Source organism: Streptomyces kryoterrae (genome assembly GCF_054072135.1).
Genome location: NZ_CM133358.1, coordinates 3,366,686 through 3,388,172, shown reverse-complemented (window position 1 = coordinate 3,388,172; position 21,487 = coordinate 3,366,686). Strand labels below are relative to the sequence as shown.

The following is a 21,487-nucleotide window of genomic DNA, read 5'->3' as shown; positions in this document are numbered from 1 at the left end:
GTCACGTTGTCGGTGGGGTGGGGCAGGATGGTTCGGATGAGCGACGAGAGCCGTCCGGCGGATGCCCTGCCGGAGTACGCCGAGCGGGCCCTGGAGGCCGCCGAACTGATCCCGCCCGGGCGTGTCATGACGTACGGCGATGTGGCCGAGTGGCTGGAGGAGGGCGGACCGCGCCAGGTCGGGCGCGTGATGGCCCTCTACGGAGGGGCCGTTCCGTGGTGGCGGGTGGTCCGCGCGGACGGCGTCCTGCTCCCGGGCCACGAACTGGAGGCCCTCGCCCACTACCGCGCGGAGGGCACTCCCCTGAAGGAGGCGAGCCGGGCCGCCGAGGGGCATCGGCCGCGCCTCGACATGAGACGGGCGCGGTGGGACGGCGGCGAGCGGGCGGAGGGTCACACCTGACAGCTTCCGCCATCGGACGGGCATCTGGGGGACCAGTGGCCCGTACGGGGTATACCGGGCACGCCCGTGCCATGGCGTACGTTCGTGGGGCGAGGGGCCCGGGTGACGACCGGGGCGGGAGGGAACAAACGGAAGCCCTGCTTCCGAACCGCCCGTCGGCGTACCGTCTGCTGCACCTGCCCCCCTCACCTCCCGGCCACCGTCCTCCACGCGGTCAGCCAACCAGCACACCCACCAGGACCGGCGAACCACGTGAGCTCCTCTTCCTCCACCAGGCGTCTGTCGCACCCCCAGGGGCGACAGGGGAACCGTGGCGCTTACCGACTGGTGCGCACTCCGCCCACGCGGCAGGATCCCCCTCTTCTGGACGCCGCACAGCGTGCGGTGGTTGACCACGCGCGGGGCCCACTCCTCGTCCTCGCAGGCCCGGGTACGGGGAAGACCACCACCCTCGTCGAATCAGTGGCGGCCCGGATCGCCCGGGGCGGGGATCCCGAACGGATCCTCGTGCTGACGTTCAGCCGTAAGGCGGCCGTCGAACTGCGCGACCGCATGGCACTGCGCATCGGAGCCGCCCACGCTCCCCGCGCGACCACCTTCCACTCCTTCTGCTACGCCCTGGTCCGCGCCCACCAGGACAGCGACCTGTTCGCGGAACCCCTGCGGCTGCTCTCCGGCCCGGAACAGGACGTGGCCGTACGCGGACTGCTCGCCGGCCAGCCCGACCTGGAGCGGCTCGGCCTCGCCCATGTGCGCTGGCCGGACGAACTGCGCGCCTGCCTCACCACCCGTGGCTTCGCCGACGAGGTCCGCGCGGTCCTCGCCCGCAGCCGCGAACTGGGCCTCGGCCCGGACGCCCTGGAAGCCTTCGCCCGGCGCATCGGCCGCCCGGACTGGCGAGCCGCCGCCGCCTTCCTCGCCGAGTACCTCGACGTACTCGACCTGCAGGGAGTGCTCGACTACGCGGAACTCGTGCACCGCGCCGTACTCCTCGCGAGCCGCCCCGACACCGCCGGGCAGCTCGCCGCCCGCTACGACGCCGTCTACGTGGACGAGTACCAGGACACCGACCCGGCCCAGGTACGGCTGCTGCACGCGCTCGCCGGAGGTGGCCGGACACTCGTCGCCCTCGGTGACCCCGACCAGTCGATCTACGCGTTCCGCGGCGCGGACGTCAACGGCATCCTGGACTTCCCGGAAGCCTTCCCGCGCGCGGACGGCCGCCCTGCCCCGGTCGAGGTCCTCAGGACGTCCCGCCGCTCCGCCGCCACCCTGCTGACCGCCACCCGCCTCCTCACCCAGCGCATGCCCCTGAGCCGCCTGCCGGCCGAGAAGGTCCGCGCCCACCGGGGTCTGGCCTCGCTCCGTGACGGAGGCCGCGTCGAGGTCTGCACGTACCCGACGTCCGGTACGGAGCTGGACAACATCGCCGACATCCTCCGTCGCGCACACCTGGAGGACGGTGTCCCCTGGGGCGAGATGGCCGTCCTGGTGCGCGCCGGCGGCCGTACGATCCCGACGGTCCGGCGCGCCCTCACGTCCGCCGGGGTCCCCCTGGACATCGACGGCGACGACCTGCCCCTGCGGCACGAACCGGCGGTGGCACCTCTCCTGACGGCGCTCAGAGCGGTGGCGACCGCGGCGGCGTCCGGCGCGGCTGAGGACAGGGACGCCGAAGGGGCAGGGGACGGCGAAGACGCCGACGCCGCCCTGCCGGGAGCCACCGCCTGGCTCGGTACCGAAACCGCCCTGACCCTCCTCACCTCCCCCCTCGCCGGCATGGACGCCGCCGATCTGCGCCGTCTCGGCCGCGCCCTGCGCGAGGAGGAGCGGACCGCGGGCAACCCCGTACCGCCCCCCTCGGACGAACTCCTGGCCCGCGCGCTGGCCGAACCGGAACGCCTGGTCGTCCACGACCCGACGTACGCGCGCGGTGCCCAGCGCCTCGGTGCGCTGCTCGGAAAGGCACGGGAGCGCCTCGCGGGCGGCGGTACGGCCGAGGAAGCCCTCTGGGACCTGTGGAACGGCACACCCTGGCCAGGACGGCTGGAGCGGGCCGCCCGGCGCGGCGGCGCGGCCGGACGCAACGCCGACCGCGACCTCGACGCCGTCTGCGCGCTGTTCGCGACCGCCACGCGCGCGGAGGAGCGCACCGGCGGCCGTGGCGCCCTCAACTTCCTGGAGGAGATCGACGCCGAGGACATCGCCGCCGACACCCTCACCCGCCGTGCCGTGCGCCCCGACGCCGTCCGCCTGATGACCGCCCACCGCTCCAAGGGCCTCCAGTGGCGCCTCGTGGTCGTCGCAGGCGTCCAGGAGGGTCTGTGGCCCGACCTGCGCCGCCGCGGCTCCCTCCTGGAGGCCGACCGCATCGGCCGCGACGGCCTCGCCGAACCGCTCACCCCGGGAGCACTGCTCGCCGAGGAGCGGCGGCTGTTCTACGTGGCCGCCACGCGCGCGCGTGAACGCCTGGTCGTCACCGCGGTGAAGGCTCCCGCCGACGACGGCGACCAGCCCTCCCGCTTCGTCACCGAACTCGGCGTCGAACCCAAGGACGTGACGGGCCGCCCGCGCCGCCCGCTCTCCGTCGCCGCCCTCGTCGCCGAACTGCGCGCCACAACGGTCGACCCACGCGTGTCCGCCCCCCTCAGAGAGGCCGCCGCCCGCCGCCTGGCCCGGCTCGCCGCGCTCACCGACGAGGAGAGCCGCCCACTCGTACCGTCGGCCCACCCCTACCGCTGGTGGGGCATGTACGAGCCGACCGAGAGCAAGGTCCCGCTGCGCGACCGCGACCAGCCCGTCGTGCTCTCCGGCAGCGCCCTCGACCAACTCGCCAACACCTGCTCCCTGCAGTGGTTCCTGGGCCGCGAGGTGAAGGCCGACGCCCCCTCGACCGCCGCCCAGGGCTTCGGCAACGTGGTGCACGTCCTCGCAGACGAGGTCGCCTCCGGACACACCCCCGCCGACCTCGCCGTCCTCATGGAACGCCTCGACTCCGTGTGGAACGCGCTCGCCTTCGACGCGCCCTGGAAGTCCACACAGGAGAAGGAGCACGCGCGCGTGGCGCTCGAACGCTTCCTGACGTGGCACGTGGACTCCAGTCGCACCGGCCGCACCCCGGTGGCCAGCGAGCACGACTTCGACGTGACCCTCGGAGCCGGCGACTACGAAGTGCGCATCCGCGGTTCCATGGACCGCGTCGAGGCCGACGGCGAGGGCCGCGCCTACGTGGTCGACTTCAAGACCGGCAAACAGACGCCCACCGCCGCCGAGGTGGCACGACACCCCCAGCTCGCCGTCTACCAGCTCGCCGTCCGCGAAGGTGCCGTCGACGACGCCTTCGACGGCGTGCGTCCCGAACCGGGTGGCGCGGAACTCGTCCAGTTGCGCCAGGGCGCGGCAAAGAGGGACGGCGGCGAGACGCTGCCCAAGGTGCAGGCGCAGGCCCCCCTTGAGGGAGGCGCAGGGGCGGAGGGGGAGTGGGTCGGAGACCTGCTGGCCACCGCCGCCGGCAAGGTGCTCGACGAACGGTTCACCCCGACCGCCGGCCAGCACTGCGCGCACTGCTCCTTCCGGGCATCGTGCAGCGCCCGCCCGGAAGGCCGGCACGTCGTCGAGTGACACCGGTCGGCCCTGCACGAGGGTGACTCCCGCACGGGAGTGATGTACGGCACCACCTGCGCCGACCTGCGCATGTGCCGCCCCGGACGGCGAACCTGGCCTCCACTGTCAGTGGCCGCCGCTAGCCTCTCTGACGTGCCAGCCAGTATCAGCGACCCCGAGCAGCTCAAAGAGCTCCTCGGTATCCCGTTCACCCCGGAGCAGACGGCCTGCATCATCGCGCCGCCCGCCCCGCAGGTGATCGTGGCCGGAGCCGGGTCGGGCAAGACGACGGTGATGGCGGCACGCGTGGTGTGGCTCGTCGGCACCGGCCAGGTCGCGCCCGAACAGGTGCTCGGCCTCACCTTCACCAACAAGGCCGCCGGTGAACTCGCCGAACGCGTCCGCAAGGCGCTCGTCAGGGCGGGCGTCACCGACCCGGACGTCATCGATCCCGACAACCCGCCCGGCGAACCGGTCATCTCGACCTACCACTCCTTCGCCGGCCGCCTCCTGACCGACCACGGCCTGCGCATCGGCCTCGAACCCACCGCCCGTCTCCTCGCCGACGCGACCCGCTACCAGCTCGCCGCGCGCGTACTGCGCGAAGCCCCCGGCCCCTACCCCGCGCTCACGCGGTCCTTCCCGGACCTCGTCAGCGACCTCCTGACCCTCGACGCCGAACTCGCCGAACACCTCGTCCGCCCCGAGGAACTCCGCGCGTACGACGCCGAACTGCTGCGCGCCCTGGAGAGCGCCAAACTCACCAACGCGGACCTGCGCAAGGTCCCCGAGACAGCTGCGGCCCGCCGTGAACTCACCGAACTGGTGACCCGCTACCGGGCCGCCAAGCGCGAGCGCGACCTCCTCGACTTCGGCGACCAGATCGCCCTCTCCGCGACGCTCGCAGACATCCCCGGAGTGGGCCGTGTCCTGCGCGACGAGTTCCGGGTGGTGCTCCTCGACGAGTACCAGGACACCTCGGTGGCCCAACGCGTCCTGCTGGCAGGCCTGTTCGGCGGCGGCACCGGCCATCCGGTGACCGCGGTCGGCGATCCCTGCCAGGCGATCTACGGCTGGCGCGGCGCCTCCGTCGCCAACCTCGACGACTTCCCCGAGCACTTCGCCCACACCGACGGCGGCTCGGCGGCCCGGCAGTCGCTCAGCGAGAACCGCCGCAGCGGAGGCCGCCTCCTCGACCTCGCCAACGGCCTCGCCGAGCCCCTGCGCGCCATGCACGCGGGCGTGGAGGCCCTCCGCCCCGCACCCGGCGCCGAGCGCGACGGCCAGGTGCGCTGCGCGCTGCTGCACACCCACGCCGAGGAGATCGGCTGGCTCGCCGACTCCATCGCCCACCTCGTACGCACCGGCAAGGCACCCGGCGAGATCGCCGTCCTGTGCCGCACCGCCACCGACTTCGCCGAGATCCAGGGCGCGCTCGTCGCCAGGGACATCCCCGTCGAGGTGGTCGGGCTCTCCGGGCTGCTGCACCTGCCCGAGGTCGCCGACCTGGTGTCCGTCTGCGAGGTGCTCCAGGACCCCGGGGCCAACGCCTCCCTGGTCCGGCTGCTGACCGGCCCGCGCTGGCGCATCGGGCCCCGAGACCTCGCGCTCCTTGGCCGCCGGGCCCGCCTGCTCGTGTCCCACGCGCGCGTGGGCGACGCCGACGACCCGGACCGTCGGCTCGCCGAGGCCGTCGAGGGGGTCGATCCCGCCGAGGTGATATCGCTCGCGGACGCCCTCGACACCTTCCTGGAGACACCGCTGAGAGGCCAGGGCGACGACGGGCTGCCCTTCTCGCCGGACGCGCGCGTGCGCTTCGCCCGGCTCGCCACCGAACTGCGCGACCTGCGCCGCTCACTCGCCGACCCGCTGATGGACGTACTGCACCGCGTGCTCGCCGTCACCGGTCTGGAGGTGGAGCTGTCGGCGTCCCCGCACGCCCTGGCCGCCCGCCGCCGCGAGACCCTCTCCAACTTCCTGGACGTCGCCGCCTCGTTCGCCGCCCACGAGAGCGAGGCGAGCCTGCTCGCCTTCCTCGGCTTCCTGCGCACGGCCGCGCAGTACGAGAAGGGCCTCGACAACGCCCTGCCCGGCGGCGAGAACACCGTCAAGGTGCTCACCGCCCACAAGTCCAAGGGACTGGAGTGGGATGTCGTGGCCGTTCCCGGCCTGGTCACCGGCACCTTCCCCAGCGACCGGGGCCGCGAGAAATGGACCTCACAGGCCAAGGTCCTGCCGCACGGACTGCGCGGCGACACCGACACGCTGCCCGACATCGAGGCCTGGGACTCCCGGGGCATGAAGGCCTTCCAGGAGGCGATGAAGGACCACCAGCACACCGAGGAACTCCGCCTGGGCTACGTCACCTTCACCCGCCCCCGCTCCCTCCTGCTCGGCTCCGGCCACTGGTGGGGCCCCTCCCAGAAGAAGCCCCGCGGCCCCTCCGACTTCCTGCGGGCCCTCCACGACCACTGCACGGCCGGGCACGGCGAGATCGAGGCCTGGGCGGACGAACCGGCGGAGGACGAGGAGAATCCCGCCCTGGGCACGACGACCGCCGACCAACTGTGGCCCCTGCCCCTGGACGACGCCGCGTTCCGCCGCCGTCGGGCCGCCGCCGAGACCGTCCTCGCCCACCTGGAGACCTTCGCCTCCCACGAGGACAACCACCCAGCGACCGCACACGACTCCGACGCGTACGACGACCCGGACTGGCCCCCGCCGGAGGACGAGCCTCCGTACGAGGACGATGAACCCTTTGCCGACGGCCCCCTCGACGAAGACACCGCTTTCCCCGCCGAGGACGACGGCGACTGGGACACCTGGACCACGGCCCGTCCCGAACCGCCCGCACAGACCCCACCCCACGCGCGCGTGCCCCACACCGGGCCCGACCACGACCGCCCGCCCGCGGTGCCCCACGCCCGCAGACATCCCGCCGAGGCGGATCTCACACCCGAGGAGGCCCGCGCCGTCGCCTCCTGGGACCGCGACCTCGACGCGCTCACCGGGGAACTGCTGCGCGCGCGGGAGAGCATCACCGACGTTCCGCTGCCCCCTACGCTGACCGCGTCCCAGCTGATGCTCCTGGCCGCCGACCCGGACGCCCTCGCGCAGGAGCTGGCCCGCCCCATGCCACGTCCACCGCAGCCCGCCGCCCGCCGGGGCACCCGCTTCCACGCCTGGGTCGAGGCCCGCTTCGAGGAACTGCGGCTCCCCATGCTGGAGCCCGAGGACCTGCCCGGCAGCGACGCGGAGATCGCCGACGAACGCGACCTGCAGGCTCTCAAGGACGCCTTCGAGCACACCGTGTACGCCCACCGCACGCCCTACCGGGTCGAGGCCCCCTTCCAGCTCGACATCGCCGGACGTGTCGTACGGGGCCGGATCGACGCCGTCTACAAGGAAGGCGACGGCGCGGAAGCGACATACGAGATCATCGACTGGAAGACCCACCGCGCCCACACCGCCGACCCCCTCCAGCTCGCGGTCTACCGCCTGGCCTGGGCCGAGCAGCAGGGCGTTGCCTCGGAGGCCGTCGGGGCCGCCTTCCTGTACGTGCGCAGCGGCGAGATCGTCCGGCCGGACGATCTACCGGACCGGGCCGCGCTGGAGCGGCTGCTCCTGGACGAGCCCGCAGCGTTCGAAGTACCGGACGAGGATGTCAGCGCGGGCCGATAAACTCATGACCATGAGCCAGGCCCCGGACAGCGCCGTCCGTACGTACATCGAGCAGCACCGTGTCGCCTTCCTCGACGACCTCACCGAGTGGCTGCGCATCCCGTCCGTGTCGGCCCAGCCCGACCACGCCGCCGACGTACGCCGCAGCGCCGACTGGCTTGCCGCCAAACTCCGGGAAACCGGCTTTCCCACCGTCGAGGTCTGGGCGACACCGGGCGCCCCGGCGGTCTTCGCCGAGTGGCCCGCCGACGACCCCGCAGCCCCCACCGTCCTCGTCTACGGCCACCACGACGTGCAGCCCGCGGCCCGCGAGGACGGCTGGGACAGCGACCCCTTCGAACCGGTCGTCCGGGGAAACCGCCTCCACGCGCGCGGGGCCGCCGACGACAAGGGCCAGGTGTTCTTCCACACACTCGGCGTCCGCGCCCACCTCGCCGTCACGGGCCGCACCGCACCCGCCGTCCACCTGAAGATGCTCGTCGAGGGCGAGGAGGAGTCGGGCTCCGTCCACTTCCGTTCTCTCGTCGAGGAGCACGCCGACCGGCTCGCCGCAGACGCCGTGATCGTCTCCGACACCGGCATGTGGGCCGAGGACACCCCCACGGTGTGCACCGGCATGCGTGGCCTCGCCGAGTGCGAGATCCAGCTCCAGGGACCCGACCAGGACATCCACTCCGGCTCCTTCGGCGGCGCCGTGCCCAACCCGGCGACCGCCGTCGCCCGCCTCGTCGCCGCACTGCACGACGAGCACGCGCGAGTGACGATCCCGGGTTTCTACGACGGCGTCACCGAACCCACCGACCGCGAGCGCGAACTCTTCGCCGAACTCCCCTTCGACGAGAAGCAGTGGCTGCGCACCGCCAAGTCGTACGCCACCCACGGTGAAGCCGGACACACCACCCTGGAGCGCGTCTGGACGCGTCCCACCGCCGAGGTCAACGGCATCGGCGGCGGCTACCAGGGGCCCGGCAGCAAGACGATCGTCCCGGCCTCCGCCATGGTGAAGCTCTCCTTCCGGCTGGTCGCCGGCCAGGACCCCGACCACATCGAGAAGATCGTCCGGGACTGGACCGCGGCCCGCGTTCCCGCCGGGATCCGATACGAGATCACCTTCGCGGCGGCCACGCGCCCGTGCCTGACCCCGCTGGACCACCCCGCCCTGCAGTCCGTCGTACGCGCCATGAGCCGCGCCTTCGGCAAACCGGTCCGCTACACGCGGGAGGGCGGCAGCGGCCCGGCCGCCGACCTCCAGGACGTCCTCGGTGCCCCCGTGCTCTTCCTGGGTATCTCCGTCCCGTCGGACGGCTGGCACGCCCCCAACGAGAAGGTGGAGATCGACCTGCTCCTCAAGGGCGTCGAGACCACCGCCCACCTGTGGGGCGACCTGGCAGAGAACTGGCGCCATGAATCCTGACGACCCTGTGCGGTCCGGACCGGCAGCCGCCCCGGGGCACACTGGCAGCACCGCCCCGCACCTGCCGGAACCCGCCCGAAAACCGTTGCCCCCCACGCGTCCCCACCCGCATCCCGCTGAACCGACCGCCGAAATATCCGTTCCACCGGGGGAGTTGGAAGCACCTGTGACCACCTGGACCGACCACACCGCCGACCGTCCCATCTCGCTCACCGCCCCCAGCGGTATCGACCGGGCCGCGCACCACCGGCTCGACGAGGCCTGGCTCGCCGCGGCGTGGAGCCACCCCACAACCCGTTGCTTCGTGGTCTCCGGTGGCCAGGTCCTCATCGACGAGACCTCCGAGGGGCGTACCGAGCTCGTCATGACGCCCTCCTTCGAAGCCCCTCTCACCGAAGCGCACCGCTACTTCCTCGGCAGTGACGACGACGGCACCAGCTACTTCGCCCTCCAGAAGGACGCCCTGCCCGGCCGTATGGACCAGTCCGCGCGCCCCGCGGGCCTGCGCGAGGCCGGCCTGCTCCTCTCGCCCCGCGACGCGGGTCTGATGGTGCACGCCGTCGCCCTGGAGAACTGGCAGCGCCTGCACCGCTTCTGCTCCCGCTGCGGCGAGCGCACCGTCATCGCCGGCGCCGGCCACATCCGCCGCTGCCAGGCCTGCGGCGCCGAGCACTACCCCCGCACCGACCCGGCCGTGATCATGGCCGTCACCGACGAGGAGGACCGCATCCTCCTCGGCCGCCAGGTCCACTGGCCCGAGGGCCGCTTCTCGACGCTCGCCGGTTTCGTCGAGCCCGGCGAGTCCATCGAACAGTCGGTGCGCCGCGAGGTGTTCGAGGAGGCCGGCATCCTCGTCGGCCAGGTCGAGTACGTCGCCAGCCAGCCCTGGCCGTTCCCGTCCAGCCTCATGCTCGGCTTCATGGCCCGCGCCGTCTCCACCGACATCGAGGTCGACGGCGACGAGATCCACGAGGCCCGCTGGTTCTCCCGCGAGGACCTGCGCGCCGGCTTCGAGTCCGGCGAGGTCCTGCCGCCGTACGGCATCTCGATCGCGGCCCGCCTGATCGAACTCTGGTACGGCAAGCCGCTACCGAAGCCGGGCAGCTCAATCTGACGCACGAGGGACCGGCCCCTGAGCCGGTCCCGCCGCCGTGCCGGGCACGCCAAGACCCCCGCATGGCCGTCGGGGCCGGTCGGGGGTCCGGGACACACGGGGTCAGGCGCCGAGGGCCTGCTTCACCTGCGCGAGGCTCGGGTTCGTCATCACGACCTGCGGGCCGTCGTTGGAGGGAACCACCAGCACCGTCGGAACCGTCTGGTTGCCGCCGTTCGCCTTCTCCACGAACGCTGCGGAGTCCGGGTCCTGCTCGATGTTGATCTCGTTGTACGCGATGCCCTCGCGGTCCATCTGGCTCTTCAGCCGACGGCAGTATCCGCACCACGTGGTGCTGTACATCGTCACAGTGCCCGGCATGTCTCTCGCGCTCCTCAGCAGTTCGGGGGACGGGTGCTCGCTGTGGTGGAACGTACAAGGCCCGGCCACCATTCCCGCGGGGTGGTCCGAGGAGGACGCCTGCCGCATTAGTACGACTGCAAGGGGCTGCCTGTGGACAACCGGCTCACCTGTCTCCGGCGACCTGGCAGCATGGCCGTGTGACAGCAGCAACGCACTCCACCCTCTTCCCGCAGGTTCCGGACTCGGCCGACGCGGTGCTCGACGGACTCGATCCCGAGCAGCGCGAGGTGGCCACCGCCCTGCACGGGCCGGTGTGCGTGCTGGCAGGCGCCGGCACGGGAAAGACCCGGGCCATCACCCACCGCATCGCCTACGGCGTACGCGCCGGAATGCTCCAGCCCTCCAGCGTGCTCGCCGTCACCTTCACCAACCGTGCCGCCGGTGAGATGCGCGGGCGACTGCGCCAGCTCGGTGCCGGCGGAGTCCAGGCGCGCACCTTCCACTCGGCGGCGTTGCGCCAGCTCCAGTACTTCTGGCCGAAGGCCGTCGGCGGCTCCATGCCTTGCCTCGTCGACCGCAAGATCCAGCTCGTCGCCGACGCCGCCGCCGCCTGCCGCATCCGCCTCGACAGGGGCGAACTGCGGGACGTCACCGCCGAGATCGAATGGTCCAAGGTCACCCAGACCGTCCCCGCCGACTACGTGCCCGCCGTAGCCAAGTCCGGCCGCGTCGCGCCCCGCGACCCGGCCGAGATCGCCCAGCTCTACGCCACCTACGAGGACCTGAAGCGGGACCGCTCCGTCATCGACTTCGAGGACGTCCTGCTGCTCACGGTCGCTGTCCTCCAGGACCGGCACGACATCGCCGAGCAGGTCCGCTCCCAGTACCAGCACTTCGTGGTCGACGAGTACCAGGACGTCAGTCCGCTCCAGCAGCGGCTGCTGGAGCTGTGGCTCGGGGAGAGGGACAGCCTGTGCGTGGTCGGCGACGCCAGCCAGACGATCTATTCGTTCACAGGAGCAACTCCTGACCATCTCCTCGACTTCCGCACCCGCCACCCCGGTGCCACCGTCGTCAAGCTGGTCCGCGACTACCGCTCCACCCCTCAGGTCGTCCATCTCGCCAATGGTTTGCTCGCCCAGGCGCGGGGCCGCGCCGCGGAACACCGCCTGGAACTGATCTCCCAGCGAAACCCCGGACCAGAACCCGTCTACTCCGAGTACGCCGACGAACCCGCCGAGGCCGAGGGTGCCGCCCGCCGCATCCGGGACCTCGTCGCCGGCGGCGTGCCGGCCGGCGAGATCGCCATCCTGGTTCGGACGAACGCCCAGTCCGAGACGTACGAACAGGCACTCGCCGACGCCGGCGTCCCCTACCAGCTGCGCGGCGCCGAACGGTTCTTCGACCGGCCCGAGGTGCGCAAGGCCATCAGCGCGCTGCGTGCCGCCGCCCGCTTCGGAGCCAACGACTCGCTCCTGGACGACGTCGTCGACCTCGCCTCCCAGGTGCGTGCCGTGCTGTCGGGGGAAGGCTGGACCAATCAGCCGCCCGCGGGCTCCGGGGCCGTCAGGGAGCGCTGGGAGTCGCTGGCCGCACTGGTGAACCTCGCGCAGGACCTCACTTCGGCGAAAGCGAGTGCCACGCTCGCCGACCTCGTCGCCGAACTCGACGAGCGGGCGAACGCCCAGCACGCCCCGACCGTGCAGGGTGTCACCCTCGCCTCCCTCCACTCGGCCAAGGGCCTGGAATGGGACGTCGTCTTCCTGGTCGGCGTCGCCGAGGGCATGATGCCGATCACCTACGCGAAGACCGATGAACAGATCGAGGAGGAACGCCGCCTTCTGTACGTCGGAGTGACCCGCGCGCGAGAACGCCTTCACGTCTCCTGGGCCCTCTCCCGCGCTCCCGGGGGCCGGCCGAACCGCCGCCCCAGCCGTTTCCTCGACGGCCTGCGCCCCGGCTCCGTCACCACCGCCGTCCGGGCGGGCACGGCCGGTCCCGGTGGCATCGAGCGCGGCTTCGGAGGCAGCCCCGGGGTCGCCCCGCGCCGGACCCAGAGAACCCCGGCCCGCTGCCGGGTCTGCGGGCGCACGCTGACCGACGCGGGCGAGATGAAGCTGATGCGTTGCGACGAGTGCCCCTCCGACATGGACGAGGGCCTCTACGAGCGGCTGCGCGAATGGCGGGCGGTCCAGGCGGCGCGCAGCGGGCAGCCGGCCTTCTGTGTCTTCACCGACAGGACCCTGATGGCGATCGCGGAGACCGTCCCGGACGAAGCGGGGGAACTGGCCCGTATCCCCGGCGTCGGAGTGCGCAAGCTCAACCGTTACGGATCCGATGTTCTGGCCATCTGTGCAGGTCAGGGAGTGGAGGGCGAGGTCGGCGGTGACTGATTCAAACTCGTCGGAAAAATAGTTTGCGCATGCCCCGGGAATCCCCATAGGTTCTTAGCCACGGGAACAGAGTCTTCTCAGAAGCCCTGGCCCTGTGCTGTACTTCATAGTCGTATATCCGTTGGACTGGTTCACCCCAGTCCCCTCAAGACGCCGAGAGGAGGCGAGTCCAGTGATCAGCATCAACACCAGCTCTGTCAGCACGGTCAAAATGACCGATCTCTCGGCCGTCTCCCTGTGCATGCTCGGCGTCTCGAACCTGGGCACCGGTCTGTCCGGCATTCCTGCCGTCCGGCCGGCGTCCTCCGTGTCTCTCGTGGGTCTCCCTGTCCGAGAGCGCAATGAGCGACCGAGCAAGGCACTGGAAGCAGGAGCAGTAGATGCAGCGGCCCCGGCCTATGCCTTTGCGGCCGGTGCCGGATCCCTCAAGCAGACGACGCAGCACCACACGATGTGGGCCTTCCGTGGGCCAGAACCCTGGAGTGATCCAGCCTGATTGATCAGGCCGGCGCCTTCAGGGCCGCGGAACCCCATCCGGGATCCGCGGCCCTTCTGTTTTCCCCGAACGGGGACGACGGAGTGAAGGGGCCTCGGGACAAGAGAAAACCCGCCGGTACCAGCCGCACCCGGCCCAACAGGGCCGGAACGACCAGACGAGGAAAACAACCCGTGCAACTCGAAGCGCACGCCCCGTCAGTACCGCCTTCCGAAACGATCCCCCCGCCCGGCCTCACGGAGGACTGCACCTTGATCCCGCTCACTGCGCTCACCGCGCTCGACGACGCCATCGAGAACCTCGGCGTACCCGTTCCCTGCCGTTCCTACGACCCGGAGGTCTTCTTCGCCGAGTCGCCGGCCGACGTCGAGTACGCCAAGTCCCTCTGCCGCACCTGCCCGCTGATGGAGGCCTGCCTCGCCGGCGCCAAGGAGCGGCGTGAGCCCTGGGGCGTCTGGGGCGGCGAACTGTTCGTCCAGGGTGTCGTTGTGGCCCGCAAGCGGCCCCGTGGCCGTCCGCGCAAGAACCCGGTCACAGCATGAACATCACAGGAACGATCGATCGCCCCTTCACGCACGACCCCAAGAAGCAGGCTCCGATGACGCCGACCACCAGCGAGCCCGTCGGCTCCGCGACCCCGGACTTCACCACCACCGGTGCGAACGACTCGCGCCAGAACAGGACCCGAGAGATGCAACTCATCCCAGAAGCCCTGGCTCGTGCGCATATGCACGACCGCCTGCAGGAGGCCGAGCGGGAACGCCGCGCGCACCGCGTGGTGACCGCCCGTCGGCTCCAGCGCCGAGCCGAGCGCGCCTCGCTGCGTGCCCGTCGTGCGCTTGCCATGGCGGTCATGCAGTAACGACCACGGCAGCTCCGCAGTAACAGCAGCCACTTCCCGCGGGGGTCGGTCCGTCAGAACGGACCGGCCCCCGCGGTGCGTTGTGCCCTCCTGGCCGCCGGTCACGGCGATATCGTCGCTGGATGACAGGTTTTCCCGGCAGCAGTGGTGACGAGGACGCCGGTGCCTCGACGGACCCCCGACCCGTCGTGTGCGCCCGCTGCGGCGCGCGGGCCGAGGGCTCGCAGCTGACCTGGACCTGCTCGGTGGAGAACGGAACGCGTCACTACCTCTGCGACACGTGTGCTCGGGAAAACCTCAGGGCGATCGAGGGGCGGCTGGACTCGGCCTGGTGGTGAAGTCGGCTCACGCCTCGGCAGCCGCGGGCTCCTCCTCGGCCTCCGGCAGGAATCCCGGCAGCCACTCCTCCAGTTCCGCGCGCATGCGGACCGTCGCTCCCAGTTGGCACAGGACCCCGATGGTGCTCAGGGTCACCCGGTGTATCAGCAGGTACGACGGGGGCAGGTTGAGGCGCTTGCCCAGTTGGTGCGCGGGGGAGCGCGGGTCGGCTATGCGGGTCGCCTGGCTGCGCATCCAGCCTCGGCTGAAGGTGAACTCGTCAGCCTGGGCAGGTTCGATGATCGGCAGGAGATAGTCGAGCACCGCGTCGGGATCCAGGTCGATCGAGTCCTTGACGAAGCCTTCCGCGCGGAGGGCTTCGTAGATCGCCTCGGCCTGGCCGTCCAGGGTCAGGCGCAGTGAGTGGCCGATCGTCGGAGGCAGACCGCCCGGGAGGCGGTCGACCGTACCGAAGTCGAGTACGCCCAGACGCCAGTCGTCCTTGCCGCCCGGGCCGCCGGGCAGCAGGCGGAAGTTGCCGGGGTGGGGGTCGGCGTGCAGGAGGCCGGTGCGGGCGGGGCCCGAGAAGAGGAACCGTGCCAGCAACTGGCCCGCGCGGTCGCGCTGCTCCTGCGTACCGTCGGTGATCACCTCCGACATCGGTATGCCGTCGATCCACTCCGTCACCAGGACCTGCTCGCACTGGTGGACGACGGCCGGTACCACGACGTCCGGATCGTCCTTGAACTCCTCCGCATGGGTCCGCTGGGCCTGGGCCTCCAGGCCGTAGTCGAGTTCCTCCGAGACGCGGTCCCGGAGTTCGGTGATGAGCGGCTTGATGTCCATCCCGGGGATGAGGGGCCCCAACAGGCGGGCGAAGCGGCTCAGCTGGTTCAGGTCGGAGAGCAGTGCCTCGCCGGCGCCCGGATACTGCACCTTGACCGCGACCTCGCGTCCGTCGTGCCACAGCGCCCGGTGCACCTGGCCGATCGAGGCCGCGGCGGACGGCTTGTCCTGGAACTCCAGGAACAGGTCCTGCCAGTCCGCGCCGAGCCGTGCCTCCAGTACCGAGTGCACCGTGCGTGTCGGCATCGGCGGGGCCGCTTCCTGGAGTTTCGTCAGCGCCGCGCGGTAGGGGCCCGCTACCTCCTCGGGCAGGGCCGACTCGAAGACGGACAGGGCCTGCCCGAACTTCATCGCACCGCCCTTGAGCTCGCCGAGCACCTTGAACAACTGCTCCGCCGTGCGCTCCTGCAGTTCGCGGCCGACGATGTCCGCCGACTCGCCGACGATCCGTTTGCCGAGTCCCCAGGTCGCCCGCCCGGCGATGCCGAGCGGGAGCGCGGCGAGCTTGGCGGTACGGGTGACCGCCTTCCGGGGAAGATCAGACATGAGCCCTCCAATTTCCGGACAGCCGCGCCGCGTGTGCCTTACGGCGTAACTCCGTCGACGGCCGTTGCTCAGCCATTGTCTCGTGCGACTCCCCGTCCTCGGAGGTGTGTTCCTCCTTCTTACTCTTCTCCTCGGCACCGCAGGGGCATGCGGGGTGTGCCCAGACCGGGCGGGCGTGCCAGTCGAGCCCGGGTACGGAGACCTCCCAGCGGGCGCCCGCGGTGGACGGCGTCCTACCGTCCAGGAAGGCGAGCGCGTGGCTCGCGGTCAGGCCTGCGACCGTCGTCGCCAGGGCCAGGTCGCAGGCCCTGACCTGGCGCGGACGTGCGGAACGCCACTGCGCCACCAGGCGTGGCCAGACAGGGTCCCGGTCGACGCGCCACCGGTCCAGGCACCCGGCGCAGGCAGTCTCGCCCGGCAGGACCAGCGGGCCCACGATGCCGGTTCCTTCCACGACGCCTGCGTACAGATGTGGTGTGCCCGAGGTCACGAGTGGTTCTGCGGCGACCGGGTCGGGGGCGTGCACGGCGAGGTCGTCGCGTGGGGCGAGGATCACCAGGGAGAGACCGGGGTCGTGCTCGCCGGAAGGCGACTGGACGGCCGTACGCCGTGGTGGACGGTCCGGGGCCGCCCGGCGGGCAGCGCGTCGCGCGGACTCGTCCCGCCGTTCGCCGACGGAATCCACGGTCAGGCCACCTGGTGCGACGTCCCATGGCTCGACCACGCCGCCGTCACGCACATCGACATGACCCACGCCCGCGCCCGCCAGCAGCGAGGCCACCACCGCGCCCACCCGGCCCGCGCCTCGGACCTGCACGCGCAGTGACCGGCGAGCGGCCAGCCGCGCCATCGCCTCGCCCGGTTCCCGTGCGATCAGAGACAGGGAGGCCAGATCGGGACCCAGCCGCTCCAGAACCTTCTTCTTGCCGCGCAGCGTTTCGACGGCCGGGCCGCCGCCTGTCGCGTCGTCGAGGAGGCCGGCCTCGCTCAGCCGCTCCACCAGTCCGTCGACATGGGCGGCCGGCAGGTCCATGCGGTGCCCTTCGTCATGGAGACGCGGCAGTCCGCGAGTGCCGTCGAGCAGGCTCAGGAAGCTGCCCGTCGCCGTGTCCATCGGGCCGAGAGTCATCGCATGGGCGGGCGTCATCCCGAACTGCACCGTGTTCAGATCCCGCCAGCCGCTGCGCAGCGCGCCCTTCATCATCGGGTGAGTGACACGCGGGCGGGTCTCACCCGAGTGGCTTGTGGCCGGCAGCGCGACCGCTGTGTCCGAAGCAGGCGCAGGTGTGGTGGTTGATCGCATGGCAGGCCCCCGTAGCCAGAGAGATTCCCCGTGGAAAGTCCTTGTTTGTCGGTGGATGTCAGTGCTCGTCCGCCGACGAATGTCAGCATGACCGGTTCGCTCGTCGGGCGTCGAAAGTTGTCCACAGGCGGTGAGTATTCGTCGTACAAATCAAACGCATGGTGGGGATCGCCGCCGAACCGCGCCGGAGTCAAGACTTCCCCCATGCACAGCGGGTAACGTCGTGCCGTGCCCGCCGACCCACTGCACCGCGCCGGAAACCCACAGCGCAGCACGACGAGCCAGCCGCCGAGCGGCTCGGGGGCGAGCGCGATCGAGGTTCGCAGGAGTACCCGGCGACGCCGGACGGTCTCCGCGTACCGCGAGGGCGATCGCACCGTCGTGCTCATCCCCGCCCGGATGTCCGCGGCCGAGGAACAGCGCTGGGTGACCGTCATGCTCGACAAACTGGCCGCCCAGGAGAGCAAGAACAAACGGGTGCCCGGCGACAGCGAGCTGGCCGAGCGCGCCGAGCAGCTGTCGGCCCAGTACTTCGACGGCCGCGCCCGGCCCGCATCGGTGCGCTGGGTCACCAACCAGAACACGCGCTGGGGCTCGTGCACCCCGGCCGAGGGCAGCATCCGCCTGTCGCACCGGCTGCAGGGCATGCCCGAGTACGTCGTCGACTACGTCCTCCTCCATGAGCTGGCGCATCTGCTGGTGCCCGGCCACGGGCCCCGCTTCTGGCGGCTCCTGGACGCGTATCCACGGACCGAGCGGGCCCGTGGCTATCTGGAGGGAGTGGTCGCCGCCGACCGGCTGCCGCATCCGCCCTCCGCGCGCGGGGACTGATCTCCGGACCACGAGCGCGCGGTGGTGACAGGGCGTTGTGTACCGGGTTTGTACCGGCTCGGGCCACGTCCGGAGTTTGCCGTTAGCCTGACCCGACGCATTCGGCATTCGGGATGGGGGACGGTCGGTACGCATGGCCAGGGAATTCCAACGCGGCCACAAGGCCAGGATCAGTGATCTCACAGCGGGCACGGATCTGTACGTGGGTGTGCAGATCTCCGGACCGGGGCTGACCTTCGACATCAGCTGCTTCGGCCTCGACGCCGACGAGCAGCTCTCGGACGACCGGTACTTCGTCTTCTTCAACCAGCCGAAGTCCCCCGAGGAGTCCATCCAGATCCTGGGCGCTCAAGCGGGCGACACGGAGTCCTTCCGCGTCACGCTCGACCGGATCCCGCCGCAGATCCAGAAACTGTCGTTCACGGCCACGCTCGACGGCGCCGGGCAGATGTCGCAGATCGCCCCCGGATACGTCCGCATCGTCGCCGGCGGCGAAGAGGTGGCCCGTTACTCCTTCAACGGCTCGGAGTTCTCCACCGAGCGGGCCGTGATGCTGGGCGACTTCTACCTGAAGGACGTGTGGCGGTTCGCCGCGGTCGGACAGGGTTTCGACGGCGGCCTCGACGCGCTGCTGAAGAACTTCGGTGGGGAGGTCGCCGAGGAGGAGAAGCCAGCTCCGCAGCAGCCCCAGACCGGTGCCGCTCCCAGCTTCGCGCCGCCCGCCTTCGGCGCTCCGGCACCGGCTCCCGCGGCTCCGCAGCCCGCCGCCCAGGGTTTCGCGCCCCCTCCGGGAGCCACCGCGCCCCCGGCTCCGGCCCCCGCACCGTCGGTGCACGCTGCCCCCACCATCATCGCGCCCCTGACACCGCCCGGCGGCGCCCAGGTGCCGCCCCCGGCTCCGGCGCCCGCGCCCTATGGACAGCCGGGGCACCCGCAGCCCCCGTACGGCCAGGCGCCCGGCCAGGCCGGGTCACTGCCCCCCGGCTACGGCCAGCCGCAGGCGCCCCAGACCCCGCCCGGCCCTCCCGGCTACGGGCAGCCGACCCAGCCCCCGGGCTACGGTCAGCAGCCCCCGTTCGGGCAGGTCCCCGGTCAGCAGGCCACCTACGGCGTGCCCCAGGGCGTACCGCAGGGTGCCGGGCAGGGCGCCGGCGTCACAGCCGCGCTGCAGCAGTTCAAGGAGACGCCGACCGGGCAGCGCTGGACGCAGCAGAACAAGAAGCTGATCCGCGTCGACCTGGGCATGGGAGGTCAGCCAGTGCTGGCCCGGCAGGGCAGCATGGTGCTCTACCAGGGCAAGGTCGACTTCAGCTACAAGGGCGCCGGATTCGCCGGCCGCATCGTGGGCGGCGCGACCGGCCAGGAGATGCAGCTGATGCGCTGTACCGGCCAGGGCCAGGTGTTCCTCGCCGACAACTCCACCCATCTGCACCCCGTGGAGCTCCAGGGAGACGCGATCTGCGTCTCCGCCGAGAACGTCCTCGCCTTCGACGAGAGCCTCCAGTACGAGGTCCGTCGCGTCGAGGGACACGGCATCCCCGGTGGCGCCCTGTTCACGATGCAGTTCCAGGGCACCGGCACGATCGTCGTGAAGACGCACGGCACGCCCGTGGTGCTGCCCGTCACGCCCACCACGTTCGCCGACTGCAACGCCGTGGTCGCCTGGTCCGCCGCCTCCCAGGTGGTCGTCTCCAGCCAGGTACGAATGCGCCGCAACGCCTATCCCGGCGACACCGGAGAGAGCGTCAACCTCCAGTTCCGAGGCGCGCCCGGCAACTTCATCGTCGTCCAGCCGTACGAGGTCTGAGGGAGCCCGTCATGAACCAGCCACTCGCGGGCTACGCTCCCGCACCCGTCACCGCCCGCATGGAGAACCACGGCAATCACATGCTGAAGGTCGCCATGCAGACCGGAAACGACCTCCTCGCGCGCGTGGGGTCGATGGTCGCCTACGAAGGGTTCGTCCAGTACGAGCCCAACCCGCCGGCCGTGCGCCAGATCGCCAAGGACTGGATGACCGGCGAGGGCGCGCCCCTGATGAAGTGCTCGGGGGACGGCCTGCTCTATCTCGCCGACTACGGCGCGAACGTGGTCGTGATCAACCTCAACGGCGACGGCATCTCCGTCAACGCCACCAACCTGCTCGCCTTCGACGCACACCTCACCTGGGGTGTCGAGCGGGTCAAGGGGCTGGCGAAGTTCGCCGGGCAGGGCCTGTGGAACACCAGGATCTCCGGGCAGGGCTGGGTCGCGCTGACCTCCCGGGGCAAGCCGATCGTCGTCGACTGTGGTGGTGGCGACGACGAGACGTATGTCGACCCGGACGCGCTCGTCGCCTGGTCCCCGAACCTCAAGGTGAAGGGCAAGCGCAGCTTCAAGGCGCAGTCGCTCATCGGCCGGGGCAGTGGCGAGGCCTTCCAGATGGCCTTCTCCGGCCAGGGCATCGTCGTCGTCCAGCCCAGCGAGGACAGCACAGACCGCCTCCGGGTCCGGGGCTGAGGGGGAGCCAGAACGTCATGCAGAGCCCACTTTTCGCGCACAACGACTCGCAGACCCAGGAACGCTGGAGTCTGCAGAGCAAGCAGATGCTCCGGGTCACCCTGGAGGGCCACGACGACATTCTCGCCCGCAAGGGCACGATGGTCGCCTACCAGGGTCTGATGGAGTTCGACGCCGAGTACCAGAGCCGCAACCAGGGCCGCTCGCGCGCACAGACGGGCGAGGGCCTGGACCTGATGCGGTGCCACGGGCAGGGCACGGTCTATCTCGCCAACCTCGCCCAGCACATCCATGTGGTGGACGTGGAACAGGACGGGCTGACGGTCGACAGCAGTTACGTGCTGGCGATGGACTCGGGGCTGCACCACGAGGTCATCGCCGTGGACAGCCTGTACGGCATCTCCGGTTCCGGGAAGTACCAGCTCAATATCACCGGCCGCGGCAGGGTCGCCCTGATGACCTCGGGCGCGCCGCTGATGATGCAGGTGACGCCGGACAAGTACGTCAACTGTGACGCCGACGCGATCGTGGCCTGGTCGACCGGCCTGCGCGTGCAGATGCAGGCCCAGACGCACACCTCCGGAGTGTGGCGGCGCCGCGGCAACACCGGCGAGGGCTGGGAGCTCAGCTTCATGGGCAGCGGCTACGCACTGGTCCAGCCCAGCGAGTTGCTGCCGCCGCAGAACGCCCAGATCGGCCAGGGCGCCGCCGCCCAGTTCGGTATGGGGCAGCACGGGGCGCGGGCGCAGAACCAGGGCAACGTCTGGAGCTAGCCGCGCCAGCCAGGTGGCAGGTGACGTGTAAGGGGCGACCGCCATGGGTGGTCGCCCCTTACAT

17 protein-coding genes are annotated in these 21,487 nt (G+C 71.2%); 14 read left to right on the top strand and 3 right to left on the bottom strand.

Annotated features, from left to right (window positions below; genetic code table 11):
- Positions 1-27 precede the first annotated feature (27 nt).
- The 5 genes from ACW4TU_RS14225 to nudC all read left to right on the top strand — a co-directional run bounded on the left by ACW4TU_RS14225 (position 28) and on the right by nudC (position 10,214).
- Entirely contained in the window at positions 28-402 is a 375-nt protein-coding gene (locus ACW4TU_RS14225; RefSeq protein ID WP_457428155.1) for an MGMT family protein, read from the top strand.
- 252 nt (positions 403-654) lie between these two features.
- The gene (locus tag ACW4TU_RS14220; protein ID WP_457428153.1) at positions 655-4,023 is read left to right on the top strand and encodes an ATP-dependent helicase; all 3,369 of its coding nucleotides are present in this window, start codon (positions 655-657) and stop codon (positions 4,021-4,023) included.
- Between the two features lie 135 nt (positions 4,024-4,158).
- Entirely contained in the window at positions 4,159-7,686 is a 3,528-nt protein-coding gene (locus ACW4TU_RS14215) for a UvrD-helicase domain-containing protein (protein ID WP_457428151.1), read from the top strand.
- A 4-nt stretch (positions 7,687-7,690) separates the two neighbouring features.
- Complete coding sequence (locus tag ACW4TU_RS14210; RefSeq protein ID WP_457428149.1) at positions 7,691-9,100, top strand: dipeptidase; 1,410 nt, start codon at positions 7,691-7,693, stop codon at positions 9,098-9,100.
- Positions 9,101-9,266: 166 nt separating this feature from the next.
- Positions 9,267-10,214 (top strand): NAD(+) diphosphatase, encoded by a 948-nt coding sequence (gene nudC, locus ACW4TU_RS14205; RefSeq protein ID WP_457428147.1) that lies wholly within the window; start codon positions 9,267-9,269, stop codon positions 10,212-10,214.
- A gap of 102 nt (positions 10,215-10,316) precedes the next feature.
- Here nudC and ACW4TU_RS14200 read toward each other — a convergent pair whose 3' ends face one another.
- Positions 10,317-10,574 (bottom strand): glutaredoxin domain-containing protein, encoded by a 258-nt coding sequence (locus ACW4TU_RS14200; protein ID WP_055527060.1) that lies wholly within the window; start codon positions 10,572-10,574, stop codon positions 10,317-10,319.
- Positions 10,575-10,753: 179 nt separating this feature from the next.
- Here ACW4TU_RS14200 and ACW4TU_RS14195 point away from each other — a divergent pair, with 179 nt between their 5' ends.
- The 5 genes from ACW4TU_RS14195 to ACW4TU_RS14175 all read left to right on the top strand — a co-directional run bounded on the left by ACW4TU_RS14195 (position 10,754) and on the right by ACW4TU_RS14175 (position 14,645).
- Entirely contained in the window at positions 10,754-12,949 is a 2,196-nt protein-coding gene (locus tag ACW4TU_RS14195; RefSeq protein ID WP_457428144.1) for an ATP-dependent DNA helicase UvrD2, read from the top strand.
- 172 nt (positions 12,950-13,121) lie between these two features.
- A complete protein-coding gene (locus ACW4TU_RS14190) occupies positions 13,122-13,445 on the top strand; it encodes a hypothetical protein (protein ID WP_457428142.1) in 324 nt (107 codons plus the stop codon).
- Positions 13,446-13,618: 173 nt separating this feature from the next.
- On the top strand, positions 13,619-13,987 hold the full coding sequence (locus tag ACW4TU_RS14185; RefSeq protein WP_189147026.1) for a WhiB family transcriptional regulator: 369 nt from the start codon (positions 13,619-13,621) through the stop codon (positions 13,985-13,987).
- Positions 13,984-14,307 carry a hypothetical protein gene (locus tag ACW4TU_RS14180; protein ID WP_164409200.1) on the top strand — a complete coding sequence of 108 codons (324 nt, stop codon included), beginning with the start codon at positions 13,984-13,986 and terminating at the stop codon, positions 14,305-14,307. Before ACW4TU_RS14185 ends, ACW4TU_RS14180 begins: the two co-directional genes overlap by 4 nt.
- A 122-nt stretch (positions 14,308-14,429) precedes the next feature.
- On the top strand, positions 14,430-14,645 hold the full coding sequence (locus ACW4TU_RS14175) for a hypothetical protein (RefSeq protein ID WP_457428140.1): 216 nt from the start codon (positions 14,430-14,432) through the stop codon (positions 14,643-14,645).
- A 7-nt stretch (positions 14,646-14,652) separates the two neighbouring features.
- Here ACW4TU_RS14175 and ACW4TU_RS14170 read toward each other — a convergent pair whose 3' ends face one another.
- Positions 14,653-16,017, bottom strand: a complete 1,365-nt coding sequence (locus tag ACW4TU_RS14170) for an ABC1 kinase family protein (RefSeq protein WP_457428138.1) — start codon at positions 16,015-16,017, stop codon at positions 14,653-14,655.
- Positions 16,010-17,221, bottom strand: a complete 1,212-nt coding sequence (locus ACW4TU_RS14165; protein ID WP_457428136.1) for a TOMM precursor leader peptide-binding protein — start codon at positions 17,219-17,221, stop codon at positions 16,010-16,012. Before ACW4TU_RS14165 ends, ACW4TU_RS14170 begins: the two co-directional genes overlap by 8 nt.
- Positions 17,222-17,548: 327 nt before the next feature.
- Between ACW4TU_RS14165 and ACW4TU_RS14160 the strand changes: the two genes are divergently transcribed.
- The 4 genes from ACW4TU_RS14160 to ACW4TU_RS14145 all read left to right on the top strand — a co-directional run bounded on the left by ACW4TU_RS14160 (position 17,549) and on the right by ACW4TU_RS14145 (position 21,423).
- A complete protein-coding gene (locus tag ACW4TU_RS14160) occupies positions 17,549-18,151 on the top strand; it encodes a M48 metallopeptidase family protein (protein WP_457428134.1) in 603 nt (200 codons plus the stop codon).
- 133 nt (positions 18,152-18,284) lie between these two features.
- The gene (locus ACW4TU_RS14155; RefSeq protein WP_457428132.1) at positions 18,285-19,958 is read left to right on the top strand and encodes a TerD family protein; all 1,674 of its coding nucleotides are present in this window, start codon (positions 18,285-18,287) and stop codon (positions 19,956-19,958) included.
- Positions 19,959-19,969: 11 nt separating this feature from the next.
- Positions 19,970-20,650, top strand: a complete 681-nt coding sequence (locus ACW4TU_RS14150; RefSeq protein WP_457428130.1) for an AIM24 family protein — start codon at positions 19,970-19,972, stop codon at positions 20,648-20,650.
- Positions 20,651-20,667: 17 nt separating this feature from the next.
- Positions 20,668-21,423: an AIM24 family protein gene (locus ACW4TU_RS14145; RefSeq protein WP_457428128.1), complete on the top strand. Its 756-nt coding sequence runs from the start codon at positions 20,668-20,670 to the stop codon at positions 21,421-21,423.
- Positions 21,424-21,487 lie beyond the last annotated feature (64 nt).

What these genes read in the sequence shown, in the direction of transcription:
- ACW4TU_RS14210 (WP_457428149.1), top strand. Translation starts at nt 7,691, where the DNA reads ATGACCATGAGCCAGGCCCCGGACAGCGCCGTCCGTACGTACATCGAG.
- ACW4TU_RS14170 (WP_457428138.1), bottom strand. Translation starts at nt 16,017, where the DNA reads ATGTCTGATCTTCCCCGGAAGGCGGTCACCCGTACCGCCAAGCTCGCC.
- ACW4TU_RS14175 (WP_457428140.1), top strand. Translation starts at nt 14,430, where the DNA reads ATGACAGGTTTTCCCGGCAGCAGTGGTGACGAGGACGCCGGTGCCTCG.
- ACW4TU_RS14165 (WP_457428136.1), bottom strand. Translation starts at nt 17,221, where the DNA reads ATGATGAAGGGCGCGCTGCGCAGCGGCTGGCGGGATCTGAACACGGTG.
- ACW4TU_RS14150 (WP_457428130.1), top strand. Translation starts at nt 19,970, where the DNA reads ATGAACCAGCCACTCGCGGGCTACGCTCCCGCACCCGTCACCGCCCGC.
- ACW4TU_RS14225 (WP_457428155.1), top strand. Translation starts at nt 28, where the DNA reads ATGGTTCGGATGAGCGACGAGAGCCGTCCGGCGGATGCCCTGCCGGAG.
- ACW4TU_RS14200 (WP_055527060.1), bottom strand. Translation starts at nt 10,574, where the DNA reads ATGCCGGGCACTGTGACGATGTACAGCACCACGTGGTGCGGATACTGC.
- ACW4TU_RS14145 (WP_457428128.1), top strand. Translation starts at nt 20,668, where the DNA reads ATGCAGAGCCCACTTTTCGCGCACAACGACTCGCAGACCCAGGAACGC.
- ACW4TU_RS14155 (WP_457428132.1), top strand. Translation starts at nt 18,285, where the DNA reads ATGGCCAGGGAATTCCAACGCGGCCACAAGGCCAGGATCAGTGATCTC.
- ACW4TU_RS14180 (WP_164409200.1), top strand. Translation starts at nt 13,984, where the DNA reads ATGAACATCACAGGAACGATCGATCGCCCCTTCACGCACGACCCCAAG.